Below are 19,414 nucleotides of genomic sequence, written 5' to 3' on the forward strand. Positions count from 1 at the left end.
TTATGGCCGAAGACAACCAATACGCAAATACAAAAGTACAGCCTAAAGATTTTACTTCTGGCTGGCTTATCGCCATTATAATAGCTGGGACAGGCCTGACTCTTCCTATATTATTTTTGGGTTCTGAAGTGGCTTTAGGTGTTGGTTTCAAAGATGCTTTGTGGGCTTTTGGTATCAGTACCGTTGTATTAACGTTGATGTGTTTAGCAACAGCTAAAATTGGGAATAGATCTAGGCTTTCTACGTATATGATCCTTCATTTTAGTTTTGGCAGGCAGGGCGCCAAAATCATGAATTTTATTTTCGGAATTACACTTTTAGGATGGTTTTCAGTAGCCCTAGAATTACTATCTGTTGCTGTAGTAGATACGGCGCTTGACACCTTTGCAGTAGCGCTTCCACAATGGCCCATCATCATCATTATGGGAGCCATGATCACCGGTACTACACTCTATGGAATTAAAAGTTTAGAGCGTTTGGCAAATTTTGCGGTACCCGTGCTTACCCTTTTTTTATGCTATGTTATTTATGTTTCATTTGACGAAGGGATGTCACTTACAGCGGTAATAAATTTTGTTCCTGATAATCCTACAATGACCTTATTTGAAGCCACTTCTATACTGGTGGGCTCTTCCATTCTTTTTCCTGTGATGATGGCAGACTTCTCACGATTTATCTATAATGATAAGCAGAGTATGATTGCAGTATTAGGGATTACTATTGGCTTTCCTGTTGCACTTTTATTTAGTGCTATTCCTTCGATACAAACAGGGGAAGTAGATATTATTAAAGTAATGCAGGAATTAGGTTTGGTCATTCCAGCCTTCGTTTTATTATTGATATCTACTTGGGTAGGTAATGCGAGTAATTTATATTCCACAGTATTGACATTTTCCACTATAAAAACGGAATGGGCTTTTAAAAAAATAGTCCTGATCGCAAGTGTTTTTGGGATTCTATTCGCATTATTGGGATTCTCCGAATACTTATTTGATTTTTTAAATTTTCTGGGTGTTTTAGCGCCATCCATTTCCGCTATTTACATCATCAATTTTTATTGGGTAAAAAAACAACGCTATGAATTGGATGAAATTCCAGAATGGCAACCTAAGGCCTTAATCAGTTGGGTGCTTAGTTCTATTATCACCCTATTTACGTATTTGGAAATTTTTCAACTCACACACGCTTATTTTATAGATTCCTTTATACTTGGTGGATTATTATATGGTGTATTGAATTGGAAAGCTATATTCAACTCTAGGGCAACAGACTAATTACTTGCGTAACAATATTAGTTGACTCCTGTTTATTTACCACTTAAGGCGTTGATTATTTCTTAAAAGACGTACAGTAATTCGCTTTTCTAAAACAAAAAGAACGCTCATCGTTCCCTGCCATTACGTAAGAAATCAATACCTTCGTTTACACAAAAGGTGCAGACAATTTAGTCTTAACACCATCCTTCACACCTTATAAATATAGATACTTATGGTTCATTATTTCGATCAACATAAAATACACGAATTAATTAGTATGAAGGAATGCATCGAGGTCATGAGAGCTCTTTTTAAGATTGCTTCTGATGAAAATATACTGAACCCTCTACGCTCTAAAATGGAACTTCCAGAACCCGCAAATGGTATCATGGGATTAATGCCGGCTTACTTTAAACCCTATAACATTATGGGCGTAAAAATATTAAGTATATTTCCTGACAACCATAAAAAAGGGCTAAGTTCTCATCAAGGAATATTCCATCTTTTTGAAACGGAGACAGGACAGCTTCTCGCTAATTTTGATGCCCACACCATGACAGAAATGAGAACTGCTGCGGTCAGCGCTTTAGTTACAGATTATACCGCTCTCCCTAATGCTGAAAGTTTAGGAATATTAGGAACAGGGACACAGGCCTATTCTCATCTACAGGCTATTTTGCTAGTTCGCGAAATTAAATCTGTTTTTGTGTACGGAAGAAATCAAGAAAATCTAAATAATTTTATAGAAAAGGTAACTGACCTCTACCCTAGTATTACATTTACAAAATGTAGCACAGCACAAGAAGCTGCTAACGCTTCTGACATAGTGTGTACCGTTACCGGTGCAAAAATGCCTCTTATTTCACAAAAAGGATTACGTAGTCATGTACATATAAATGCCGTTGGCGCCTGGGATCCTAAAAATAGAGAACTCGCTTCTGATATTGTTTTAAACTCAGCCGTTATTGTAGATAATTATTATGCTGCTGAGCAACAAAAAGGCGAGCTTATTATTGCCGCAAATGAAATGGAGAGGACACCAAAAGATCTTATTGAAAAAAGCGTCTTTGATTTGGTCTCACAGAATAACAGAAGCTATCAAAACATGCCATCGGTCTTTGCTTCCTTGGGTCTTGGCATTGAAGATTTAGCATTTGCCTATGAAGTATTTAAAAAGTTTAACAAGGAACAAAAAGATTAATTTATCCATCATTGAAAAAGGGTATTAGGAAGATTGTTCCATCTACCTAATACCCTTTTTTTTCGTCCTTTACTTTAAGACGCCTATTGTGCGTTATAATGCAAATTATATAGCATCGGCTATTCGTTATAAAAATGCTTCATCGCCTCCAGGAAGTTCTAAAGCTTTAACCGATTGAATAGCATTCCCGGCGATTCCTTTTATAGCCGCATGCATGTCTATCGTATTGTTGGTTACTTTCTCTATCTGTTTCTCTCTTTCTTTCCAGATACGCTGCATGGCTCTTTTTTCACTGTCTAGGGCAGTTTTCATAGAAGTAAACCCTTCTACAATGGCTTCTATTTGCATTCTGAACTGATTACTCGTTAAGTAATCATAAAGCATATCCATTTTGTCTCCTTTATTTTCTTGGGTACTAAGTGCTAGATTTACTTTGATAATTGACTCTCGCAATACTTTACAGAGTCCTTTAAATTCATCATAATTGCAAATCCATATACCTTCTCTAAGTCCCATTCGATCCATATCAGAAGGCATCACTTCAGTAACTAAAACACCAATATTGGCGCCTCTCTCCCTGATATCATTTTTAAATTTCTCGATCCAACTAGGCTGAAAGTCCTTGGTACGCTTGCTCTCGTAGTAGATTTTTCCACAATGCTGCTCCGTTCGCGTATTCACTATTTGAATACAATCGCCTCCTCGCGCTCCTTTTTTTATTTCTTCTATGGTATCTAAAGGAAACTGAGCTGCCAACCATTCTTCTATCGCTAATTCTTGTACTTCTCCTTGTAACTGCATGGAACCCTGCTCCTGCTTACGTTTCATTTCTTCCGTAAGCTTTTTTTGGTCCTCTAATTGTTTTTGCATTTCCTTAAAACGCAATTCATTTTTATCTTCTTCCGATTTCTTAATCTTCTCTTTTTCAGCAATAAGAATCTCATTAAGCTTTTTTTGAGCTTCTGCTTCAGCCGCCTCTTTCAATTCGCCTTTTTCTCTTTTGAGTTTTTCTATTTCGGCTTTAGAGCGATTTAGTTCTTTTACTTGTTCTGACTTTTCATTCAATTCTTTTTGTAAAGCATTAAACTGTTCCGACTGTTCTTCTGTTAGTTTCTTTTTAAGCTTGGCTTCAATCTCTTTTTTACCTGCTTTTAGTTGATTATCTAAGCGCTCTTGAAACAATTCATTTTCTTGTTTCTTCTTTTGTTCGAATATTATTTTTTCTTGTTTCAGTTTCTCCTGCTCCTGCTGGTATTTTCTCTTTTCTTCTGCAATTTGAGACTGATATTTCTGCTTTATTTCTTCTTCTAATTGATGCGATAAAATATCCTGAACGTCTATGGATGTTCCACAATTAGGGCATTTTATTTGAGTTTCGTTTTTCATGCTACTTCGGTTTTCATCTTTGTCGCCATACTACATCTACTTTTTAGGCCATTTCACAAAACACCAGCAACACCACTTTTGGTAATCAGCATAGGTTTATGTTTTGCGCTTGCAACCCTTTTATCAGGATTAAAAATGTGGTAAATATAATTACCAATGCGACTAAAGGTCTAAAATTTAGTTATTCTTCTCTGCAAATTTACTCAATGTATCTTCAAAATCTAAACCACAAAGCAGGTTGTTTTAGAAATTAATGGGCTCCCTTGATTTTAGGGCAGTACAAGGTTTACTAATTATGACCTAGATAGATTTAAAAATACAAAAGCCCTAACGATTTTGTTAGGGCTTCTGATGAACCATGAAAAAACACTCCGAAAATTCACCTAATTATTTTAGTTTAAAGCTTCTATGATGAAATTGGCTGTTGCAAAATCTCCATCCCCATTAAAATTTAAAGTGGCACTCCCCGATAATAAATCGGCAAGAAATAGTTTTTTACTATCGGATCCTAGATCTTCGTCCGCATCAAAAATGGTAGGATCATATTCTTTAAGCACTCCCAATAGATAAATGTAACTCTCGGGTCCTGGATTTTCAAGAACAACAGTTATTGAGGAATTTATAGCTAATTGAAAATTACTTGTTGTTTGATAGCTGCCGCTATCATATGGACCCCACAAATAAGTGCCAAAATTAATAATTCCTTGTAGGAGTGACTCATGCTCATTTTGAGTCAATAGTGTCACAGATCCAAACATTTCAGCAATACCATCGGTCTCCCCTTTAACTCCGGAACAATTAAGATCCGAAAGGGTTATTTTAAATCTAGATCTAATTTTTTCACACTGTTGTACGCTATATTCTGTGGCTAATACAATATTAGATATCGCATTGTTACTTATATTTCTTAAGGTATAGGATAATGGAGCTCCAGGCGAATCTTTGGTATAATTACCACCACTTAAAATAAAACTTTTCACGCCCTCAATACCTGTTACTGCTTGTACCGCTTCTGCTCCAGATCCTCCCATAACAAAGGCTTTAATAGATGAATTATTAATTATATTTTGATAGGAAGCATCTATTTGTACATTTCCACTAGAAATACCAGCTTCAAAAGCAGCACTAAAAGCAGCGTTCATTTCTGTATTAGAATAACTAGAGGTAGCGGTAAATAAAATCATTCGACCGTACGTTACCGTTGAAACATAACTTGGTAAAGTAGCTCCTAGAGAAGCTACTTCAGGTAGCTCTGTAAATAAATCACTAGGATTTTCAACAGCATCCATATCAATGGTATAATAACTTTGTACATATTTAACCACAACTCTACTTTCCACTTTTTCGGATGAAAAATCAAAAGAACTCCCTACATCTACTGTCGTACTATTATAATTTGCCCCTATTGAACCTTTAAGGTGTTCTTCTGAATACACATTGGAAACCTCAAAAGATAATTTAGAAGCTGTTGCTCCCGTAACCTCTGTGCTTAATATATCGTTTATGGCCTCGCGAATTGTAGAGAGCTTTGGATCTTCTACGGTACGGCTTGGACTACCTGTAATATTCTGCAACGAAACAGAAATAGAAATAGGCTTACGACTGGCAACTATAGGAATATACTCTCCAGTGGCTATAGATTCTCCTCTAATCAATGCACCAGGGTATATTACACTAGTTGTTGGATCTAACAAAAGCATTTCATTATATTCAGGAGCTGCTTTGAATCTTTTTGTACTGCACAAATAATCACCTGTTTCTTCAGCTGGTTCCGATGAAATCTCTTCTGGAGGATCAATAACTATTGGGTTTTCAAAGGGCGAAAGCGTATTTATCTCCGCATTAAATGCCGTTAGTTTGGCCGCATTTGTCATGGCAGGGTACGTCTGTGATTCCTCCTCTTTACTACATGAGGCATTAAAAAGAACACTAAGGAAGCAGGTGAAAAAAAGAATAGACCCGAAATGCCAATTCGATAAATGGTTGTTAAATGAATTATTATATGTTTTCATAATGTTATTGTTGTTATTATAAAATTGTACGATCAATTGAACTGCGGCTCCTTAAAGATCTGCAAGGTATTTTATTCGTAGTTCTCTCGAAATACGTAGGTCTGTAAGATAATGCGTAAGGGTACGTAATTGGTTTTAGTTTTAAACTTCGGGAAAAAAGCGTTGCAACTGATATGCAATAGAAGAGCTTTGTAGTCCTCTATCCATTGTTTTATTGAGGTAATTTATTGGCTTGAAGTATTTAATTTAGCGATACTATTACTGCTATGATTTAAATTGTTCTGGGTGAAGTACATTATTATGCTGCAATTTCTGTTGATGAAAGCCTCATGGCATATACTGGATTATGGTTTTTCTGAAGACATACATTGCTTTAAAATTTTAAAATAAATGATTAGTGCAAAATTTCATGCACTTATACTTGTACTACGCTAACGAGGTGTTAGAAGCAAAACGAATACATTTCCTTTTTAAAAACTGATAAATTATGGCACCTAAAACCAATGAAGTTATAAAGTAGGCCCCAGTAATTTAAAAAATAGCATAGCATGTAATTGCGGTACTAATGGAACTCACTAGTTTACTTATAAAAGCTTCTTTCTCTCATGCATTGATATCTTCTAGATTGTAATTAATTATAGTTATTTTCTTATACACCCAAGAACTAGGGTGAAGATATTAGCACCCAACCAAAAGATTTTTTATTAGGGAAATTTTTAAATTCCATAATGATGTTGGTCTTATAAATTCTAGCTAAAGTTTAATAAATCGATATCTTCGCGCGCATTATGTGGATGTATCTTGGTCTTTTAGCAGCTTTATTTCTTGGTTTACACAATTTATGTAAAAAACATGCCGTACAAGGAAACGAAGTTTTTCCAGTACTCTTGGGTACTATTTCTTCAGGTTTTTTATTGATCGTCCCCTTTTATATTGGTTCTCATTTCTTTAAAGAAGAGATGGTGAAAATGGACTTCTATATCACAGCTATCCCCTGGAAAACACATGGCTTTATCGCAATAAAATCTGCTATCATGGCGGCATCATGGGTTTTAGCGTATCAAGCCCTAAAACATTTACCGATAACTATTGTAACTCCCATACGTTCTGCTGGTCCGTTTTTTACATTTATTGGCGCCATAACCATCTATCAAGAGAAACCCAACTTTTACCAATGGATTGGTTTTTTTCTGATCATCTTATCAGTAATGCTTTACTCCAAAATAGGAAAAAAAGAAGGCATTCATTTTAAACGCAACAAATGGATTTTTGCCATTATCGGTGCTACTTTCTTAGGTGCCTCTAGTGGTCTGTATGATAAGTTTTTAATTCAAACCGTACACTTAAATCCGCAGACACTACAATTCTGGTTTTGTTTGTATACGGTTCTTATTCTATTGGTAATTTTAAGCATTACCTGGTTTCCAAATGCAGAAAAAAGAAAAGCGTTTAAATGGCGTTGGTCTATTCCTCTTGTAGGGATTCTGTTGCAAATAGCAGATTACTTCTATTTTAAAGCCTTACAAGATCCTGATGCTTTAATTATGTTACTTTCAGCCATAAAACGGAGTCAGATTATTATTGCCGTAGTAGTTGGTGGTATTATCTTTAAAGAACAAAACAAGCGGAAAAAGCTTGTGCCGTTAGTAGGTATCATGGCTGGTGTATTTCTGATTTTATATTCTTAAGATAGTGCCCTGAATATTGGAACATCAACCTCTAATTATATTGTAACTTCCTTTGAAACTGATCATCATAAGGCCCTTAGGATCAAAAGAGAATATTTATATCCTGTGTGTAACTCTGCATCCGGTTAATACAACCTAATCCAGACCCATAAGTATAACTCTTTTGAATTGCGGATAAATTAAACAATACCGTGCCATTATCAGAGATGGGACTATTCTCAGGAGTATCGCTTTTTTATTTTACTCGTTACCATACGCGACGGAAGTACAAACAGAGCATCAACAGAAAAAAAAATAGCGTTTGTATCTTAAATTCTATTTCACTGATTAAAACAGGTTATTCACTGATTTCATTTTTATACTATTTTTTAATTTTGGATGTTTACCGATTACTACACAATATCCTGAAAATTATTTATGGAACGCACCAAACTAATAATAGCTGTATGCACCACACTAGTTTTAACGCCCCTGTTTTTTATTTTTGGAGCGAACAATCCGGTTCTCTATTCAGATTTGATAATCTCCAAGGATGATATTATTAAAAAAAGCTATTTTAATGCGACCTCTTTATTATCCTATAATAAAGTAGCTTGTACCTTAGAAGATGGCACTACGGGAGATTGTTATGAATTGGTATTTTCTAGCAACCCAGTAGAAGATGGACCTTACTGTCCTGAAACTATTGAAGATATAGGTGGTTTAGGTACTTATGATGGCGCAACAAACCCGGGTTTTCAAGTGTTAAGGGCTAGTTTGTTTCATGCTATGGAAGCCGATGGATATGATATTATAGATGATAAAGGAAATATCCGAATGGATGATTTCAATTCTGGGCGACCAGATACTAATTTTGAGTATTGTTTGGCTGCAGCTCCTGATAACGATTTAAAACTTACGTTCCTAATTCCTGCAGCACCAAAGCTATCAGGTACCAATAATGTTATTGAAACTATTGAATTAGTGGGCGTTTCATTAGATGGTGTTCCCATTAATGGTAACCCACCATCGGTAATCAATGGTCCGCCAATGCCCAATGCTACCGGAGGTAACATCCCTTCTTTAGATCCTTGTGGCGGTCATAATGATCCTGCTGGATATTACCATTGGCATTTTGTACCAGAAGTAATGAACCAAGTTTTAGCGGCGCATCATATTACAGAAGTATCATGTACCTTAATAGAACAAGTGTCAACGGTAAAATTAATTGGTTTTGCTAGATGGTTTCCCTATCTATGCGTATGCACAGGAACCTTCAGATGTAGATGATTGCGGTGGTAGAACAGCGAATACCGCAGAATATCCTAATGGAATTTACCATTATGTTGCCAGTACAACTAGAGCTCCAAATGTTCCTAAATGCTTAAAAGGAGTTGCAGCAACACGTGGTTTTAAGTTTAGATAAAAAGATGAAAAAATACATGTTATTCTTGCTATTTACTGTTCTAAGCTTCTCTTCTCTCCTAGCTCACAATCCATTATCTGCACTATACTATTTAGAACTAAAGGATAATTTAGGCATTCTAAGCATTAGTGTAAGTCAAGACGGACTAAATGAAGCTTTAAAAAAGCAGTATCTAACAGAAGATTTTACAACAATTACGACAGAAAAATACAAGGAATTAGCCGTGCGTTACATCAAAGATCATTTTGATTTAACGCTTAATAATGAAGTTTTTTTATTGAACGATCGAGGGATTAAATTAGGGAATCACCAAACTGATTTTAAATTTCTAACAGATAATCTTCCTAAAGATATAAGAACTATTGCTATTTCCATTGATGCGTTTGGAGAGAATGATCAACATCAAACTATATTTTCTGTTGCCTTAGGTACACTAAAAGATAAAGTAATCTTAAATGTAGACAATGACTATAAAGCAACGCTTCATGTTGAAAATAATAAACTCGTAAAAGAGTCTTATCGTGGCACCAAGCACTTAGGACTGCTGTTAGCTATTTTAGTACTGCTAAGTCTCGCCTATTTTTATTGGTCAAAGAAGAAAAAAATATAGTTTAATTGTTTTTTAATCACTTTTTTTGTTGTCAAACTAATACGATCTGATTGTCTATTTACTTTTATTATAAACACAAATAACTTACCTTATTAAAAAAATCAATCCTTATGAAATTCAGAGTAATTCTACTACCGATAGTAATTTGTCTAGTAACTCTAAGCATTTTTACTGCTTGTAAAGACAAAAAAGAAGAAGTTAAACCTGATAGAATTTCAGAAATTGCTGAAGCAACTTATAGTTGTCCTATGAATTGTGAAGATGGTAAAACATACCATGAAGCAGGGAGTTGCCCTGTATGTAAGATGGATTTGATGTTAACCGATAAAGAAATTGGTGCCACTTGCCAAGCCCATAAAGACGGGAAATGTTCTTGTGAGGGTGAGCAATGTATATGTGCAAATTGTAAAGAACATGCTGGTAAAATGACCTGTGAAATGCATAAAGATGGCAAGTGTAAATGTGAGGGCGATACCTGTGCATGTGCAAATTGCCAAGAACATGCAAAAAAAATGACCTGTACAATAGGAGAAGATGGTAAGTGTACCGACAAAAATTGCAAAAAACACCAAAAGAATAAAGATTGCGTCATGAATAAAGACGGGAAATGCATCTGCGAATCAGGGAAATGTACTTGTATCGATTGTGCTTCAAAAAACAAATAGCGCATTGCAATCCACTATTTCTAATAACAAAGACCACCTGATTAGGGTGGTCTTTTATTTTTTATTACATCACTTTTTAGTCATTAAAATAGAAATAGTTGAATGTAATTTTAGGCTGCTTGTCATCTCCCTCAGTATACACCCCTGCTTTAAAGTAGTAGGTGTTAGAATAGCTGTTCCATGAACTAGAGGGTGATATGGTTTTATTAATGATAGTTGATCCACTAGATGTGGTAACTTTTACATTAGCGCCACCGCCATTATACGTAATCGCTAAAATATAATCACTTCCCTGAGAATATGTAGCTCCCGTATATTCTTGATACGTTCCAGAACTGTTAGAAGGATTATTTGTAGTTACTTTAATCTTAATTTTACGATCGTCATCTATAAAAACACGTAACCAAGGTCTGTTTACATTATTCCCTCTATTGTGAATTTGTGCTATGGTCACTCCGTTTTCAGGTATGGACTCCACTTTTGCTTTATAGATCATACTTTTACCGTTTGTCAATGAAGATTCTTCAATCTCTTTCCATTCTGTGCGGTTACCGTCTGTAGCTAAACTTTTCATAATGTAATATCCACTGGAATTTTTATCATACCAACTTTCGTTATCCGTCCCCGTAGAACTAAAAGATGTTGTAGATCTACTATTCTCCCCACTGAGCCAACTCGTCTCAATATAGAAATCTGAAATTTGATACACTTTGGCACTGAGTTTTGGTGCTTCCAAAGCTTCTGGAGCTAATACTACTTCTTCCTGTTCGGATTGGCTACAGCTTGTTAAAAATACTGCAACGGAGAAAATACCCGTTGCTAAAAATTTGTAATTGGTCATTCTTTTCATGTGTAATTATTTAAATTAATAAAATTGGGGTCCAAATTGGTTTACCATTTTGGTTCACCAATTTTACGAAAAAAATCTATACAAAATCAATTTGACAAAAATTAAAACAAAATATTTACAAATTCACAATAAATTAAACATTTACTAAATATTAAATATTTAAACCTTAAAAAATAACAAATACAATAAACGCAGGAGCTCACAACCCTCCTTATTTTTTTAACGCTGTAGAACACACTCTATATAGGATAAAATACTACTTAACGGGGATAAAATACACATACTAAAGCCTGAACAAAGACTCTAATTTTGCTGCTTAACCTTAAAAAATCTTACAATGAAAGTACATTTAAAAAGTATTTACCTAGCCTCCATTGCGCTTTTTGCCATGGGCTGTTCAAAAAATTATGAAGAAACTCAAAATCTAAATGAAGCTGAAATTTCAGAAGATTTATCTGTTTTAAAGGTATCCGCCTCTAGATTTTACACGCCACCCAATGCCGCAGTTCGTAATAACAAGAAGAATTTAGTGACTGATTTTGGAGCTAATAATTCCGACTCAAATGATGATAGCGACAAATTAAATAATGCTATTAGAAACTTATCTAATAACGGTGGTGTCTTAACTATTCCAAAAGGAACGTATTATTTCAATAAAATTAGAATGCGTTCTAATGTGCATTTAGAAATTGAAAAAGGTACTGTAATATTTCCTACAAAAGGACTGACACCTGCAAAGAACCATAGAATTTTTGATTTTGCTAATAAAACTGAGGACAAAATTAAGACTCAACAAAATCTGAACATGCCCCTAAATGATCGCAATTTTTATAGATTACCCCCACAAACATCATTTAGACAATAAATCAGGATAAGACTGCTCAAAATATTCTTGAAAAGAGGTAGGACTAGTTTTATGCAAACGAACCGCTGTACACTTATTAAATTTCAAAAACGACTTCAATTCTTTATGCAATGCAGCTGCAAATTCTTCGGTGTTCTTTAAACTAGCTTCTAATGTTAATTCGTGAATATGAAAAACCATATCTTTTCTATCGGCCTTGCTATCCATTCTGGCAACCAATTTTCCATTCCATAAAATGGGCAGTGAAAAATAGCCAAACTTTCTTTTATGCACAGGCACATAACATTCTAAAAGATAGTCAAAACCAAAAATAGCAGATGTGCGTTTTCTTTGGATCAATAAATTATCAAACGGAGATAAAATATGGAGTTTTTTTCGGGCTAAAGGTTTGTTTAATAGTTCAAAAGACTCCGGCAACACATAATAATCACTATCGGCAGCACGTACTTGCACTATTTCTCCATGTACGAGCATCTGCTTAAGTGTGTCTGTAACTAGTGTTTTTGTATTCTTAAGTAAATACGTTATTTCTATTAATTTTCCCAGCCCATTGGCACGTAAATAATTCGTTATCAAAAACCGACCATATTCCTCCTCCGTGGGGGTTGTCGTATTTATGGTGCTTGGCAATACGCGCTCCGTGACATCATACACTTTATGAAAATTGACTCGCTTTGTAATCATCAAATCACCCTGCATAAATAAGTTCGCCAAGGCCTGTTTGGTAGGAGCCGTCTTCCATTCACCAAATTTGATTCCTTTTTTATCAAAATCTTTCGCCATCAAAGGACCTTCGGCTTTTATACGCGCTGTCACCAAATTCATAAGTTTTAAGTCTTGCTTGAACCAATGTTTTTGTTTCCCCGAAGCAATCGCATTCTTGCGAGGTAGGCTAAAACGATAATCGATCATAGGAAGAAAGGAAGCCGCATGCGCCCAATATTCATACACTTTTTTATCCGCTATCAATTCCTGAATATGAGCAGATTTATACCCAGGATTACGATTGTATAACGTATGATGGTGCGCGCGCTCAATAACCGAAATGGTATCTATTTGTATGTATCCCAAATGTTCTATTGCAGAGAGTGTAGCATTTCTAGCTGTACCCACTAATTTTGGAGCAGGTAGCCTTTGTGATAACAGCACTAATTTTTGGGCTTCTTGAAGGGAAAGGTTTTCTTTGTTTGAACTCATGTTTGTGGTCTCGTTCTTGAATCAACTTGAATAAAGGTGTAAAATTATCCTTTTTAAATTGGTAAGCTCTTAGAACAAAAAATAAATTCCTAACCACCTAGATTTCAAACATCTAACCCATTGTGTTTAAAAGCCCTCTAAAACAATTTTACCTTTAGCTTTTCCTGTTTCTAAGAAAGCGTGAGCTTTACGCATATTTGTTGCATTAATGATTCCGAAATTTTCTCCCAAAGTTGTTTTAATGGTACCCATGTCTATCAATTTAGCAACCTCATTTAAAATGTTGTGCTGTTCCATCATATCCTCCGTTTGAAACATAGAGCGCGTAAACATAAATTCGATATGTGTAGACACTGCTTTACTTTTAAAAGGCATCACATTGAACGTTTTTGGATCGTCTATAAAACCAAATTTCCCTTGTGGTTTTATCAACTTTACAATTTCGTCTGCATGTTGTTCGGTAGCATTTAAACTCACCACATAATCAGGAGCTGGTAACTTGTACTTCTCAAATTCTTCACTCAATTTATTTCTGTGATTGATCACGGTATCTACTCCTAAATCTTTTAACCAATCTGTAGTTTCAGGGCGAGAAGCCGTACCTATAATGTTCAATTTTGTCAATTTTTTAACCAACTGCACCAAAATAGAACCTACACCACCGGCTGCACCAATCACTAGAATAGATTTAGCAGCATCATCCTTGGCAACTTGCAACCTATCAAACAACATTTCGTATGCCGTAAGTGTGGTTAGCGGTAATGCAGCAGCTTCTACAAATGAAATACTCGCTGGCTTTTTGCTTACAATGCGTTCGTCTACAATTTGATACTGCGCATAACTTCCTTGACGGGTAAAATCTCCTGCATACCAAACTTCATCTCCATCCTTAAAGAGAGAAACCTCTTCCCCCACTTCTTTTACAATACCAGTAGCATCCCAACCAATAACTTTCCAGTCATCGCCTTCTACAGGCATCCCAGCGCGTACTTTATAATCGGCCGGATTTACCGATATTGCTTTGATCTCCACAAGAATATCTTTCCCTGTTGCTTTTGGAGTATCTATTTCGATGTCTTGTAGCGATTTTACATCCGCTATTGGGAGGTTCTCCTTGTATCCTATTGCTTTCATGTTAACTTCGTGTTATTATATTACCGTGAAAATTTCACTCTCTGGTAATCTAGATTTTGGTGTTTTTTCAGTTGAATTAAAATCAGATTCAGCTCTATATCCTAAAGAAACAGCTACTAAAGAAGTGTATCCTTTTTCTCTTAATCCGAATTCTTCATCTAAAGCTTTTACATCAATACCTTCCATTGGTGTAGCATCAATTCCTAAACTTGCAACTCCCAGTAAAAAGTTTCCAATGTTAAGATATACTTGCTTTTCCATCCAGTGTTGTAAGTCTTTTAAATCGTATTTATGAATACCTGTAAAAGCTTTTACAGCACCTAAAAATCCGTTTTTAATATCTTGGTTAGGAAATCTTCCGCTTTCATCTTCTGTATCTGCAATATGCTGATAGTACGCATCATCTGCATCAATTTTTGAACAAAATAAAACAACAGCATAAGCATTAGTTACTTTTGGCTCGTTAAAACTAAAAAAACCTTGAGTCCCCTTAGCAATGCGTGCTTTACCTTCTGTAGTTTCAGCAACTATAAAATGCCAAGGTTGTAGGTTTACACTTGAAGGACTCATTCTTAACAAGTTTTTGACTTCTGCCATATCTGCATCAGAAATTTTCTTGGTGGTGTCATATTCCTTAGTTGTATATCTCCAATCTAAAGTTTCTCGTAAATTCATCTTTTTATATTTTTAATACCGTTGATTCTTATTTAAAAACAAAGATATATACACAAAACACTAAAGTAAGAGTACAAAAAAAGGAGATTAAGGTATAAAAAAAGGTTTTTAAGAGGGTTCTTATGGAAATATGAATGAAAAAAGTATTGTACCCGAATTTAAAGTGAATATTAAGCTTTTAAAAACTATTTTATCCTTTAATTATACAAAATCACTATTCTGGCAACCACCTAAACGTGAGATTTATTCTAGGTTTAATTTTTTTCGTTGTTTTCGAAATCTTATGTTTCCAATTCTCTTGCGTAGCACCTTGCATTAAAAGTAGGCTACCATGGGTTAACGGAATAGCTACCCGTTTTAAATCTTTACACGTGGCATGTTTTAATTGAAAAGATCTAGTCGCTCCAAAAGTGACTGAAGCAATCACCGTATTTTTACGTTGCTCTCCTTTATAATCTTGATGCCAATCTACACTGTCTTTACCATCTCTGTAATAATTTAGGAGACAGCGTTTAAATTTAATAGCTACCTCCTGCGCTATTCGTTCTTTAATAAAAAGTAAATCAGCATTCCAAACATGAATTTTACTTTTGGTATTTGTGTATTGAATGTCTTTGCTAATATCACCATACCAAGCGGTTAATCTAGGGTAATCTACTTCTTTACCGTGAATGGTAATCTGCTCTTGTTGCCAAGGCGTATTTTTTAATAAATTATTGAACAGTTTGTTACTTTCTTCTATACTGAAAAAATTTTCGAATAAAACAATATCCGCTCCTGGTAAATCAAGTTCCGTTTTATGTACTTCATTTGTTGAAAACAGGTCTGTTTGAGTAAATAAGTCCATGGAAATAACTTGTAATGTGAGCACTATTTATTAGTTCGAAAAACTTACGCTATCCATACACTTTTTGTGTTTACAAATTCTCTAATTCCATATCCTGAGAGCTCTCTCCCGTAACCGCTATTTTTAACCCCTCCAAAGGGTAATCTTGGATCTGAAACTACCAATTTATTCACAAAACTACTCCCAGCTTCTAATTGCAACGCAATGCGCTCCCCTCTTTCTAAATTACTCGTGAATACTCCAGAACCTAGACCAAATTGAGAGTTATTTGCCAATGCTATAGCTTCTTGCTCATCTTTTGCTTTAATCACAGAAGCAACAGGACCAAATAACTCGTTATCAAAACCTTCCATTCCTGGTTTCAAATCTGCTAAAATGGTAGCAGGGTAATAAGCACCTTTACCTTTAGGAATTTCACCTCCAAGCACTAACCGGCCACCCTGAGTAATTGTTTTTTGCACCTGCGCATGCAATTCATCTCTCAAATCTTTACGTGCCATAGGTCCATAATATGTATCTTCATCTGTAGGTATGCCCATTTTTGCTGCTTTCATTTTCTTTTTAAACGCTGCTAAAAAATCATCATAAATACCTTCCAATACGATAAAACGTTTTGCCGCAACACAGGTCTGACCATTGTTTTGTAAGCGCCCAAAGGTTGACAATTCTACTGCTTTTTCCAGATCAGCATCATCAAGAATTATGTACGCATCACTCCCTCCTAATTCTAGTACCGTTTTCTTTAAGTTCTGTCCTGCAATAGCTGCTACAGAACGCCCAGCAGGATCACTACCTGTAAGGGTTACTGCAACAATATTTTTATCTTCAATAACATCTTTAACATGCTCAGAACTTAAGTTTAAATTTGTAAAACAACCTTCAGGAAAGCCAGCCTTTAAAAAAACTTCCTCTAAGGCAAAAGCACAGCCTTGAACATTTGAAGCGTGTTTTAGCACCCCCACATTACCCGACATCAAAGCGGGAACTGCAAATCTAATCACCTGATAAAATGGAAAATTCCAAGGCATTACCGCTAAGATTACACCAATTGGCTGAAAAGTAACGTAGCTTTTTTTAGCTTCAGTAGCTACAACTTCGTCTGCTAGTAAATTTTTTGTATGATCTGCATAATACCTGCAAATCCAAACACATTTTTCTATTTCTTTTCTAGACTGACCAATGATTTTACCCATTTCTCTAGTCGCCAGTTGTGCATATTCTTCCTTGTGCTCCTCTAAATAATCTGCCAGCTTATGCATCAATTTTGAGCGCTCTTCGTATGTTTTGTTTTTCCAACTTGTGTATGCTTGTTTCGCAATAGCTATTTTTGATTGCGCTTCTCCTGAAGTTATTCTCACATAGGTAGCAAGCTTTTTATCTGTTGCTGGATTGGTTGTAGTGATGCTTGACATAAGGTGTTTATTTTAAATTAATGAATGTCTTAATAGAAGAATGCAAGTTCTAATATTTATTGGGTTTTATTTGCTTGAAATAGTTATTATATTAACTCCTTTAAATATAATAGCCTGCTAATACATAAAGATGGAATACATACAAATATTTAAAAATTAGACAAGATTCCTTTGTACCCTGAAAGGTTTATTATGTATATAAAAAGGTTTTTTATGCTAAATTTACAAGCATTAAACAGTATTCACTAATTTACAGAATTACACCTATGATATATGCAAGTATTAGAAGCTTACAAACCTTTTGAAATACAAGAAATAGAATTAACAACATGGAAACAACGCCCTGTTAAAAATAATTTTTTTGAGTTAGTTTTAATTAATGCTGGTGATGGTACACAATGTATAAATTACAACCACTATCCATATACCAAAGGGAGCATGTTTTTACTACCTCCTTTAAAATGTCATTCGTTTGCGATAGAAAAACCTACCAAATTTGTCTTTTTAAAGTTTACCGATTCCTTTTTTAAGAATGTAAACCAGATGACTATAGATAGGAATGAATGGTTTAAAGAAGCATCGTACATCCTTTCTAATTATAACCAATTACCCGGGGATATTATTAAAAACGATATTGACCGGAATCATTTAGAAAGCTTAGTGGGCATGATTTTGCAGGAGTCTAGAAATTATGGTGCAGCATCTATTCGTTTAATTACAAGTCTAATGACTAGTATTCTAGAAATCTTAATTCGGAATATAAAAAAAGGAACTTATTTTGAAGTGCCCAAAAAAAATGCAGAGGATAGGATTACAAAAATGCTCACCTATATTAATGAGAATATCGATAAAACGGAGTTGTTGAAAGTCGAAAATCTGGCTGATGTTTTCATGATGTCTCCTACTTACGTGAGTGAGTATTTTAAAAAGCAAGTGCATATGCCTTTACGAGAATATATCATCAAAGCAAAATTAAAGCTCGTAGAAATCCGACTCTTAAATTCAGATTTTACCTTAACACAAATAGCAGATGATTTAGGGTTTACAGATGTGAGTCACCTTTCTAAAACCTTCAAACGTTACTCTGGGACTTCTATAAAGGAATTTAAAACTAATGGAGAATACATGTTATTGAAACGAACTGTTTGTAAAGGCTAGCCAATACATCAAGATTTATTTTATCCTAACATGAAATAATTTTATTAGCGGTTTTAATCTTTTCAAATTCTTTTTCCAAGCCCTATTTCATCTCACATACGAGGTTAAATAGGTTATTGTTATAATAGCTTCACCCAAAGAACTATTATACTTCATCTTATTCCCTTTCTTTTCTTACTCACGCAACCTTATTGGTTACAAAAGCATATCGATCAATTCTAAATTGATTCTGGTCAATACACACCCTGTATGCACACTACATTTGAGTGTATCAAAAAAAAAGACTTATGAAATTAAAAAATAGCATAGTAATAATCACAGGAGCATCAAGTGGAATTGGTAAAGCAACCGCACATAAATTAGCAGAAAACGGAGCTAAAGTGGTTCTTATGGCTCGAAGTGAGGATGAATTAAATAAATTAAAAACGGAGATTGAAAAAAATGGCGGAGAAGCTTTAGTCGTTACTGGAGATGTTACCAAAATGGAAGACTTCGAGAATGTAGTGACCAAAACCAAAGCGAAGTTTGGAACGGTAAATGCACTCATCAATAACGCTGGATTGATGCCCTTATCCTTTATAGAAAAGTTAAAGACTGATGAGTGGGATAAAATGGTGGATGTTAATATCAAAGGAGTGCTTAACGGGGTTGCCGCAGTATTGCCAGAATTAAAAGCAAATAAAGGAGGTAATATTATTAATATCTCATCCATGGCTGCACACCGCTACTTCCCAGGGGGAGCAGTTTACTGTGCTACTAAGGCTGCTGTAAAAATGTTTTCTGAAGGCTTGCGCCAAGAGTTGGCCCCTAAATACGGCATTAACGTAACCTCTATAGAACCAGGAGCAGTAGCCACTAATCTTACCAGTACCATCACTGATGATGACATCAAAGAAATGATGAAAAAAATGTTCGAGATGGAAACCTTAGAAGCAGAAGATATTGCAAATGCAATTTATTACGCCCTTACCCAACCAGATCGGGTAAATATTAATGACGTATATCTTGTGCCTAGTGATCAGCAATAAACAATAATATTAAAAAGATATAATT

General features: G+C 35.1%; 18 protein-coding genes. 10 read left to right on the plus strand and 8 right to left on the minus strand.

The window, feature by feature from the left end:
* The first annotated feature begins 2 nt into the window (after nucleotides 1–2).
* Both GQR94_RS20365 and GQR94_RS20370 read left to right on the plus strand, forming a co-directional pair.
* Nucleotides 3–1,274: a cytosine permease gene (locus GQR94_RS20365; protein WP_158978709.1), complete on the plus strand. Its 1,272-nt coding sequence runs from the start codon at nucleotides 3–5 to the stop codon at nucleotides 1,272–1,274.
* Between the two features lie 214 nt (nucleotides 1,275–1,488).
* The gene (locus tag GQR94_RS20370) at nucleotides 1,489–2,457 is read left to right on the plus strand and encodes an ornithine cyclodeaminase family protein (RefSeq protein WP_158978711.1); all 969 of its coding nucleotides are present in this window, start codon (nucleotides 1,489–1,491) and stop codon (nucleotides 2,455–2,457) included.
* 126 nt (nucleotides 2,458–2,583) lie between these two features.
* Here the strand turns inward: GQR94_RS20370 and GQR94_RS20375 are convergent, their stop codons facing one another.
* Together GQR94_RS20375 and GQR94_RS20380 are read right to left on the minus strand one after the other, a co-directional pair.
* Entirely contained in the window at nucleotides 2,584–3,843 is a 1,260-nt protein-coding gene (locus GQR94_RS20375) for a DUF2130 domain-containing protein (RefSeq protein ID WP_158978713.1), read from the minus strand.
* A 392-nt stretch (nucleotides 3,844–4,235) separates the two neighbouring features.
* On the minus strand, nucleotides 4,236–5,855 hold the full coding sequence (locus tag GQR94_RS20380) for a thiol-activated cytolysin family protein (protein WP_158978714.1): 1,620 nt from the start codon (nucleotides 5,853–5,855) through the stop codon (nucleotides 4,236–4,238).
* A gap of 788 nt (nucleotides 5,856–6,643) precedes the next feature.
* On the opposite strand from GQR94_RS20380, the gene GQR94_RS20385 reads away from it, so the two are divergent.
* The 5 genes from GQR94_RS20385 (at nucleotide 6,644) to GQR94_RS20400 (ending at nucleotide 10,223) form a co-directional block, all read left to right on the plus strand.
* On the plus strand, nucleotides 6,644–7,543 hold the full coding sequence (locus tag GQR94_RS20385) for a DMT family transporter (RefSeq protein ID WP_158978716.1): 900 nt from the start codon (nucleotides 6,644–6,646) through the stop codon (nucleotides 7,541–7,543).
* A 417-nt stretch (nucleotides 7,544–7,960) separates the two neighbouring features.
* On the plus strand, nucleotides 7,961–8,812 hold the full coding sequence (locus tag GQR94_RS20390; protein ID WP_233268508.1) for a YHYH protein: 852 nt from the start codon (nucleotides 7,961–7,963) through the stop codon (nucleotides 8,810–8,812).
* A complete protein-coding gene (locus GQR94_RS22750) occupies nucleotides 8,757–8,948 on the plus strand; it encodes a YHYH protein (protein WP_233268510.1) in 192 nt (63 codons plus the stop codon). Before GQR94_RS20390 ends, GQR94_RS22750 begins: the two co-directional genes overlap by 56 nt.
* A gap of 4 nt (nucleotides 8,949–8,952) precedes the next feature.
* Nucleotides 8,953–9,558, plus strand: a complete 606-nt coding sequence (locus tag GQR94_RS20395) for a hypothetical protein (RefSeq protein WP_158978718.1) — start codon at nucleotides 8,953–8,955, stop codon at nucleotides 9,556–9,558.
* 110 nt (nucleotides 9,559–9,668) lie between these two features.
* Nucleotides 9,669–10,223 carry a heavy metal-binding domain-containing protein gene (locus GQR94_RS20400; protein ID WP_158978720.1) on the plus strand — a complete coding sequence of 185 codons (555 nt, stop codon included), beginning with the start codon at nucleotides 9,669–9,671 and terminating at the stop codon, nucleotides 10,221–10,223.
* A gap of 76 nt (nucleotides 10,224–10,299) precedes the next feature.
* Here the strand turns inward: GQR94_RS20400 and GQR94_RS20405 are convergent, their stop codons facing one another.
* Nucleotides 10,300–11,073 carry a polysaccharide lyase family 7 protein gene (locus GQR94_RS20405; protein ID WP_158978722.1) on the minus strand — a complete coding sequence of 258 codons (774 nt, stop codon included), beginning with the start codon at nucleotides 11,071–11,073 and terminating at the stop codon, nucleotides 10,300–10,302.
* A 337-nt stretch (nucleotides 11,074–11,410) separates the two neighbouring features.
* On the opposite strand from GQR94_RS20405, the gene GQR94_RS20410 reads away from it, so the two are divergent.
* The gene (locus GQR94_RS20410) at nucleotides 11,411–11,938 is read left to right on the plus strand and encodes a glycosyl hydrolase family 28-related protein (protein ID WP_233268513.1); all 528 of its coding nucleotides are present in this window, start codon (nucleotides 11,411–11,413) and stop codon (nucleotides 11,936–11,938) included.
* Here the strand turns inward: GQR94_RS20410 and GQR94_RS20415 are convergent.
* The 5 genes from GQR94_RS20415 to GQR94_RS20435 all read right to left on the minus strand — a co-directional run bounded on the left by GQR94_RS20415 (nucleotide 11,924) and on the right by GQR94_RS20435 (nucleotide 17,203).
* A complete protein-coding gene (locus tag GQR94_RS20415; RefSeq protein ID WP_158978724.1) occupies nucleotides 11,924–13,135 on the minus strand; it encodes a winged helix-turn-helix domain-containing protein in 1,212 nt (403 codons plus the stop codon). The genes GQR94_RS20410 and GQR94_RS20415 overlap by 15 nt on opposite strands.
* A gap of 126 nt (nucleotides 13,136–13,261) precedes the next feature.
* Nucleotides 13,262–14,269, minus strand: coding sequence for a zinc-binding alcohol dehydrogenase family protein (locus GQR94_RS20420; protein ID WP_158978726.1), 1,008 nt, complete (start codon nucleotides 14,267–14,269; stop codon nucleotides 13,262–13,264).
* Nucleotides 14,270–14,284: 15 nt separating this feature from the next.
* Nucleotides 14,285–14,944 (minus strand): oxygen-insensitive NAD(P)H nitroreductase, encoded by a 660-nt coding sequence (nfsB, locus tag GQR94_RS20425; protein ID WP_158978728.1) that lies wholly within the window; start codon nucleotides 14,942–14,944, stop codon nucleotides 14,285–14,287.
* A gap of 214 nt (nucleotides 14,945–15,158) precedes the next feature.
* Entirely contained in the window at nucleotides 15,159–15,791 is a 633-nt protein-coding gene (locus GQR94_RS20430; protein ID WP_158978730.1) for an alpha-ketoglutarate-dependent dioxygenase AlkB, read from the minus strand.
* Between the two features lie 44 nt (nucleotides 15,792–15,835).
* A complete protein-coding gene (locus tag GQR94_RS20435; protein ID WP_158978732.1) occupies nucleotides 15,836–17,203 on the minus strand; it encodes an NAD-dependent succinate-semialdehyde dehydrogenase in 1,368 nt (455 codons plus the stop codon).
* A 273-nt stretch (nucleotides 17,204–17,476) separates the two neighbouring features.
* Here GQR94_RS20435 and GQR94_RS20440 point away from each other — a divergent pair, with 273 nt between their 5' ends.
* Nucleotides 17,477–18,361 (plus strand): AraC family transcriptional regulator, encoded by an 885-nt coding sequence (locus GQR94_RS20440; protein ID WP_158978734.1) that lies wholly within the window; start codon nucleotides 17,477–17,479, stop codon nucleotides 18,359–18,361.
* Between the two features lie 287 nt (nucleotides 18,362–18,648).
* Entirely contained in the window at nucleotides 18,649–19,389 is a 741-nt protein-coding gene (locus GQR94_RS20445) for an SDR family oxidoreductase (protein ID WP_158978736.1), read from the plus strand.
* Nucleotides 19,390–19,414 lie beyond the last annotated feature (25 nt).

It is taken from the genome of Cellulophaga sp. L1A9 (assembly GCF_009797025.1).
Lineage (GTDB): Bacteria > Bacteroidota > Bacteroidia > Flavobacteriales > Flavobacteriaceae > Cellulophaga.

Coding starts and splice junctions, on each gene's coding strand:
- GQR94_RS20365 (WP_158978709.1), top strand. CDS start 3: ATGGCCGAAGACAACCAATACGCAAATACAAAAGTACAGCCTAAAGAT.
- GQR94_RS20370 (WP_158978711.1), top strand. CDS start 1,489: ATGGTTCATTATTTCGATCAACATAAAATACACGAATTAATTAGTATG.
- GQR94_RS20375 (WP_158978713.1), bottom strand. CDS start 3,843: ATGAAAAACGAAACTCAAATAAAATGCCCTAATTGTGGAACATCCATA.
- GQR94_RS20380 (WP_158978714.1), bottom strand. CDS start 5,855: ATGAAAACATATAATAATTCATTTAACAACCATTTATCGAATTGGCAT.
- GQR94_RS20385 (WP_158978716.1), top strand. CDS start 6,644: ATGTGGATGTATCTTGGTCTTTTAGCAGCTTTATTTCTTGGTTTACAC.
- GQR94_RS20390 (WP_233268508.1), top strand. CDS start 7,961: ATGGAACGCACCAAACTAATAATAGCTGTATGCACCACACTAGTTTTA.
- GQR94_RS20395 (WP_158978718.1), top strand. CDS start 8,953: ATGAAAAAATACATGTTATTCTTGCTATTTACTGTTCTAAGCTTCTCT.
- GQR94_RS20400 (WP_158978720.1), top strand. CDS start 9,669: ATGAAATTCAGAGTAATTCTACTACCGATAGTAATTTGTCTAGTAACT.
- GQR94_RS20405 (WP_158978722.1), bottom strand. CDS start 11,073: ATGAAAAGAATGACCAATTACAAATTTTTAGCAACGGGTATTTTCTCC.
- GQR94_RS20410 (WP_233268513.1), top strand. CDS start 11,411: ATGAAAGTACATTTAAAAAGTATTTACCTAGCCTCCATTGCGCTTTTT.
- GQR94_RS20415 (WP_158978724.1), bottom strand. CDS start 13,135: ATGAGTTCAAACAAAGAAAACCTTTCCCTTCAAGAAGCCCAAAAATTA.
- GQR94_RS20420 (WP_158978726.1), bottom strand. CDS start 14,269: ATGAAAGCAATAGGATACAAGGAGAACCTCCCAATAGCGGATGTAAAA.
- nfsB (WP_158978728.1), bottom strand. CDS start 14,944: ATGAATTTACGAGAAACTTTAGATTGGAGATATACAACTAAGGAATAT.
- GQR94_RS20430 (WP_158978730.1), bottom strand. CDS start 15,791: ATGGACTTATTTACTCAAACAGACCTGTTTTCAACAAATGAAGTACAT.
- GQR94_RS20435 (WP_158978732.1), bottom strand. CDS start 17,203: ATGTCAAGCATCACTACAACCAATCCAGCAACAGATAAAAAGCTTGCT.
- GQR94_RS20440 (WP_158978734.1), top strand. CDS start 17,477: ATGCAAGTATTAGAAGCTTACAAACCTTTTGAAATACAAGAAATAGAA.
- GQR94_RS20445 (WP_158978736.1), top strand. CDS start 18,649: ATGAAATTAAAAAATAGCATAGTAATAATCACAGGAGCATCAAGTGGA.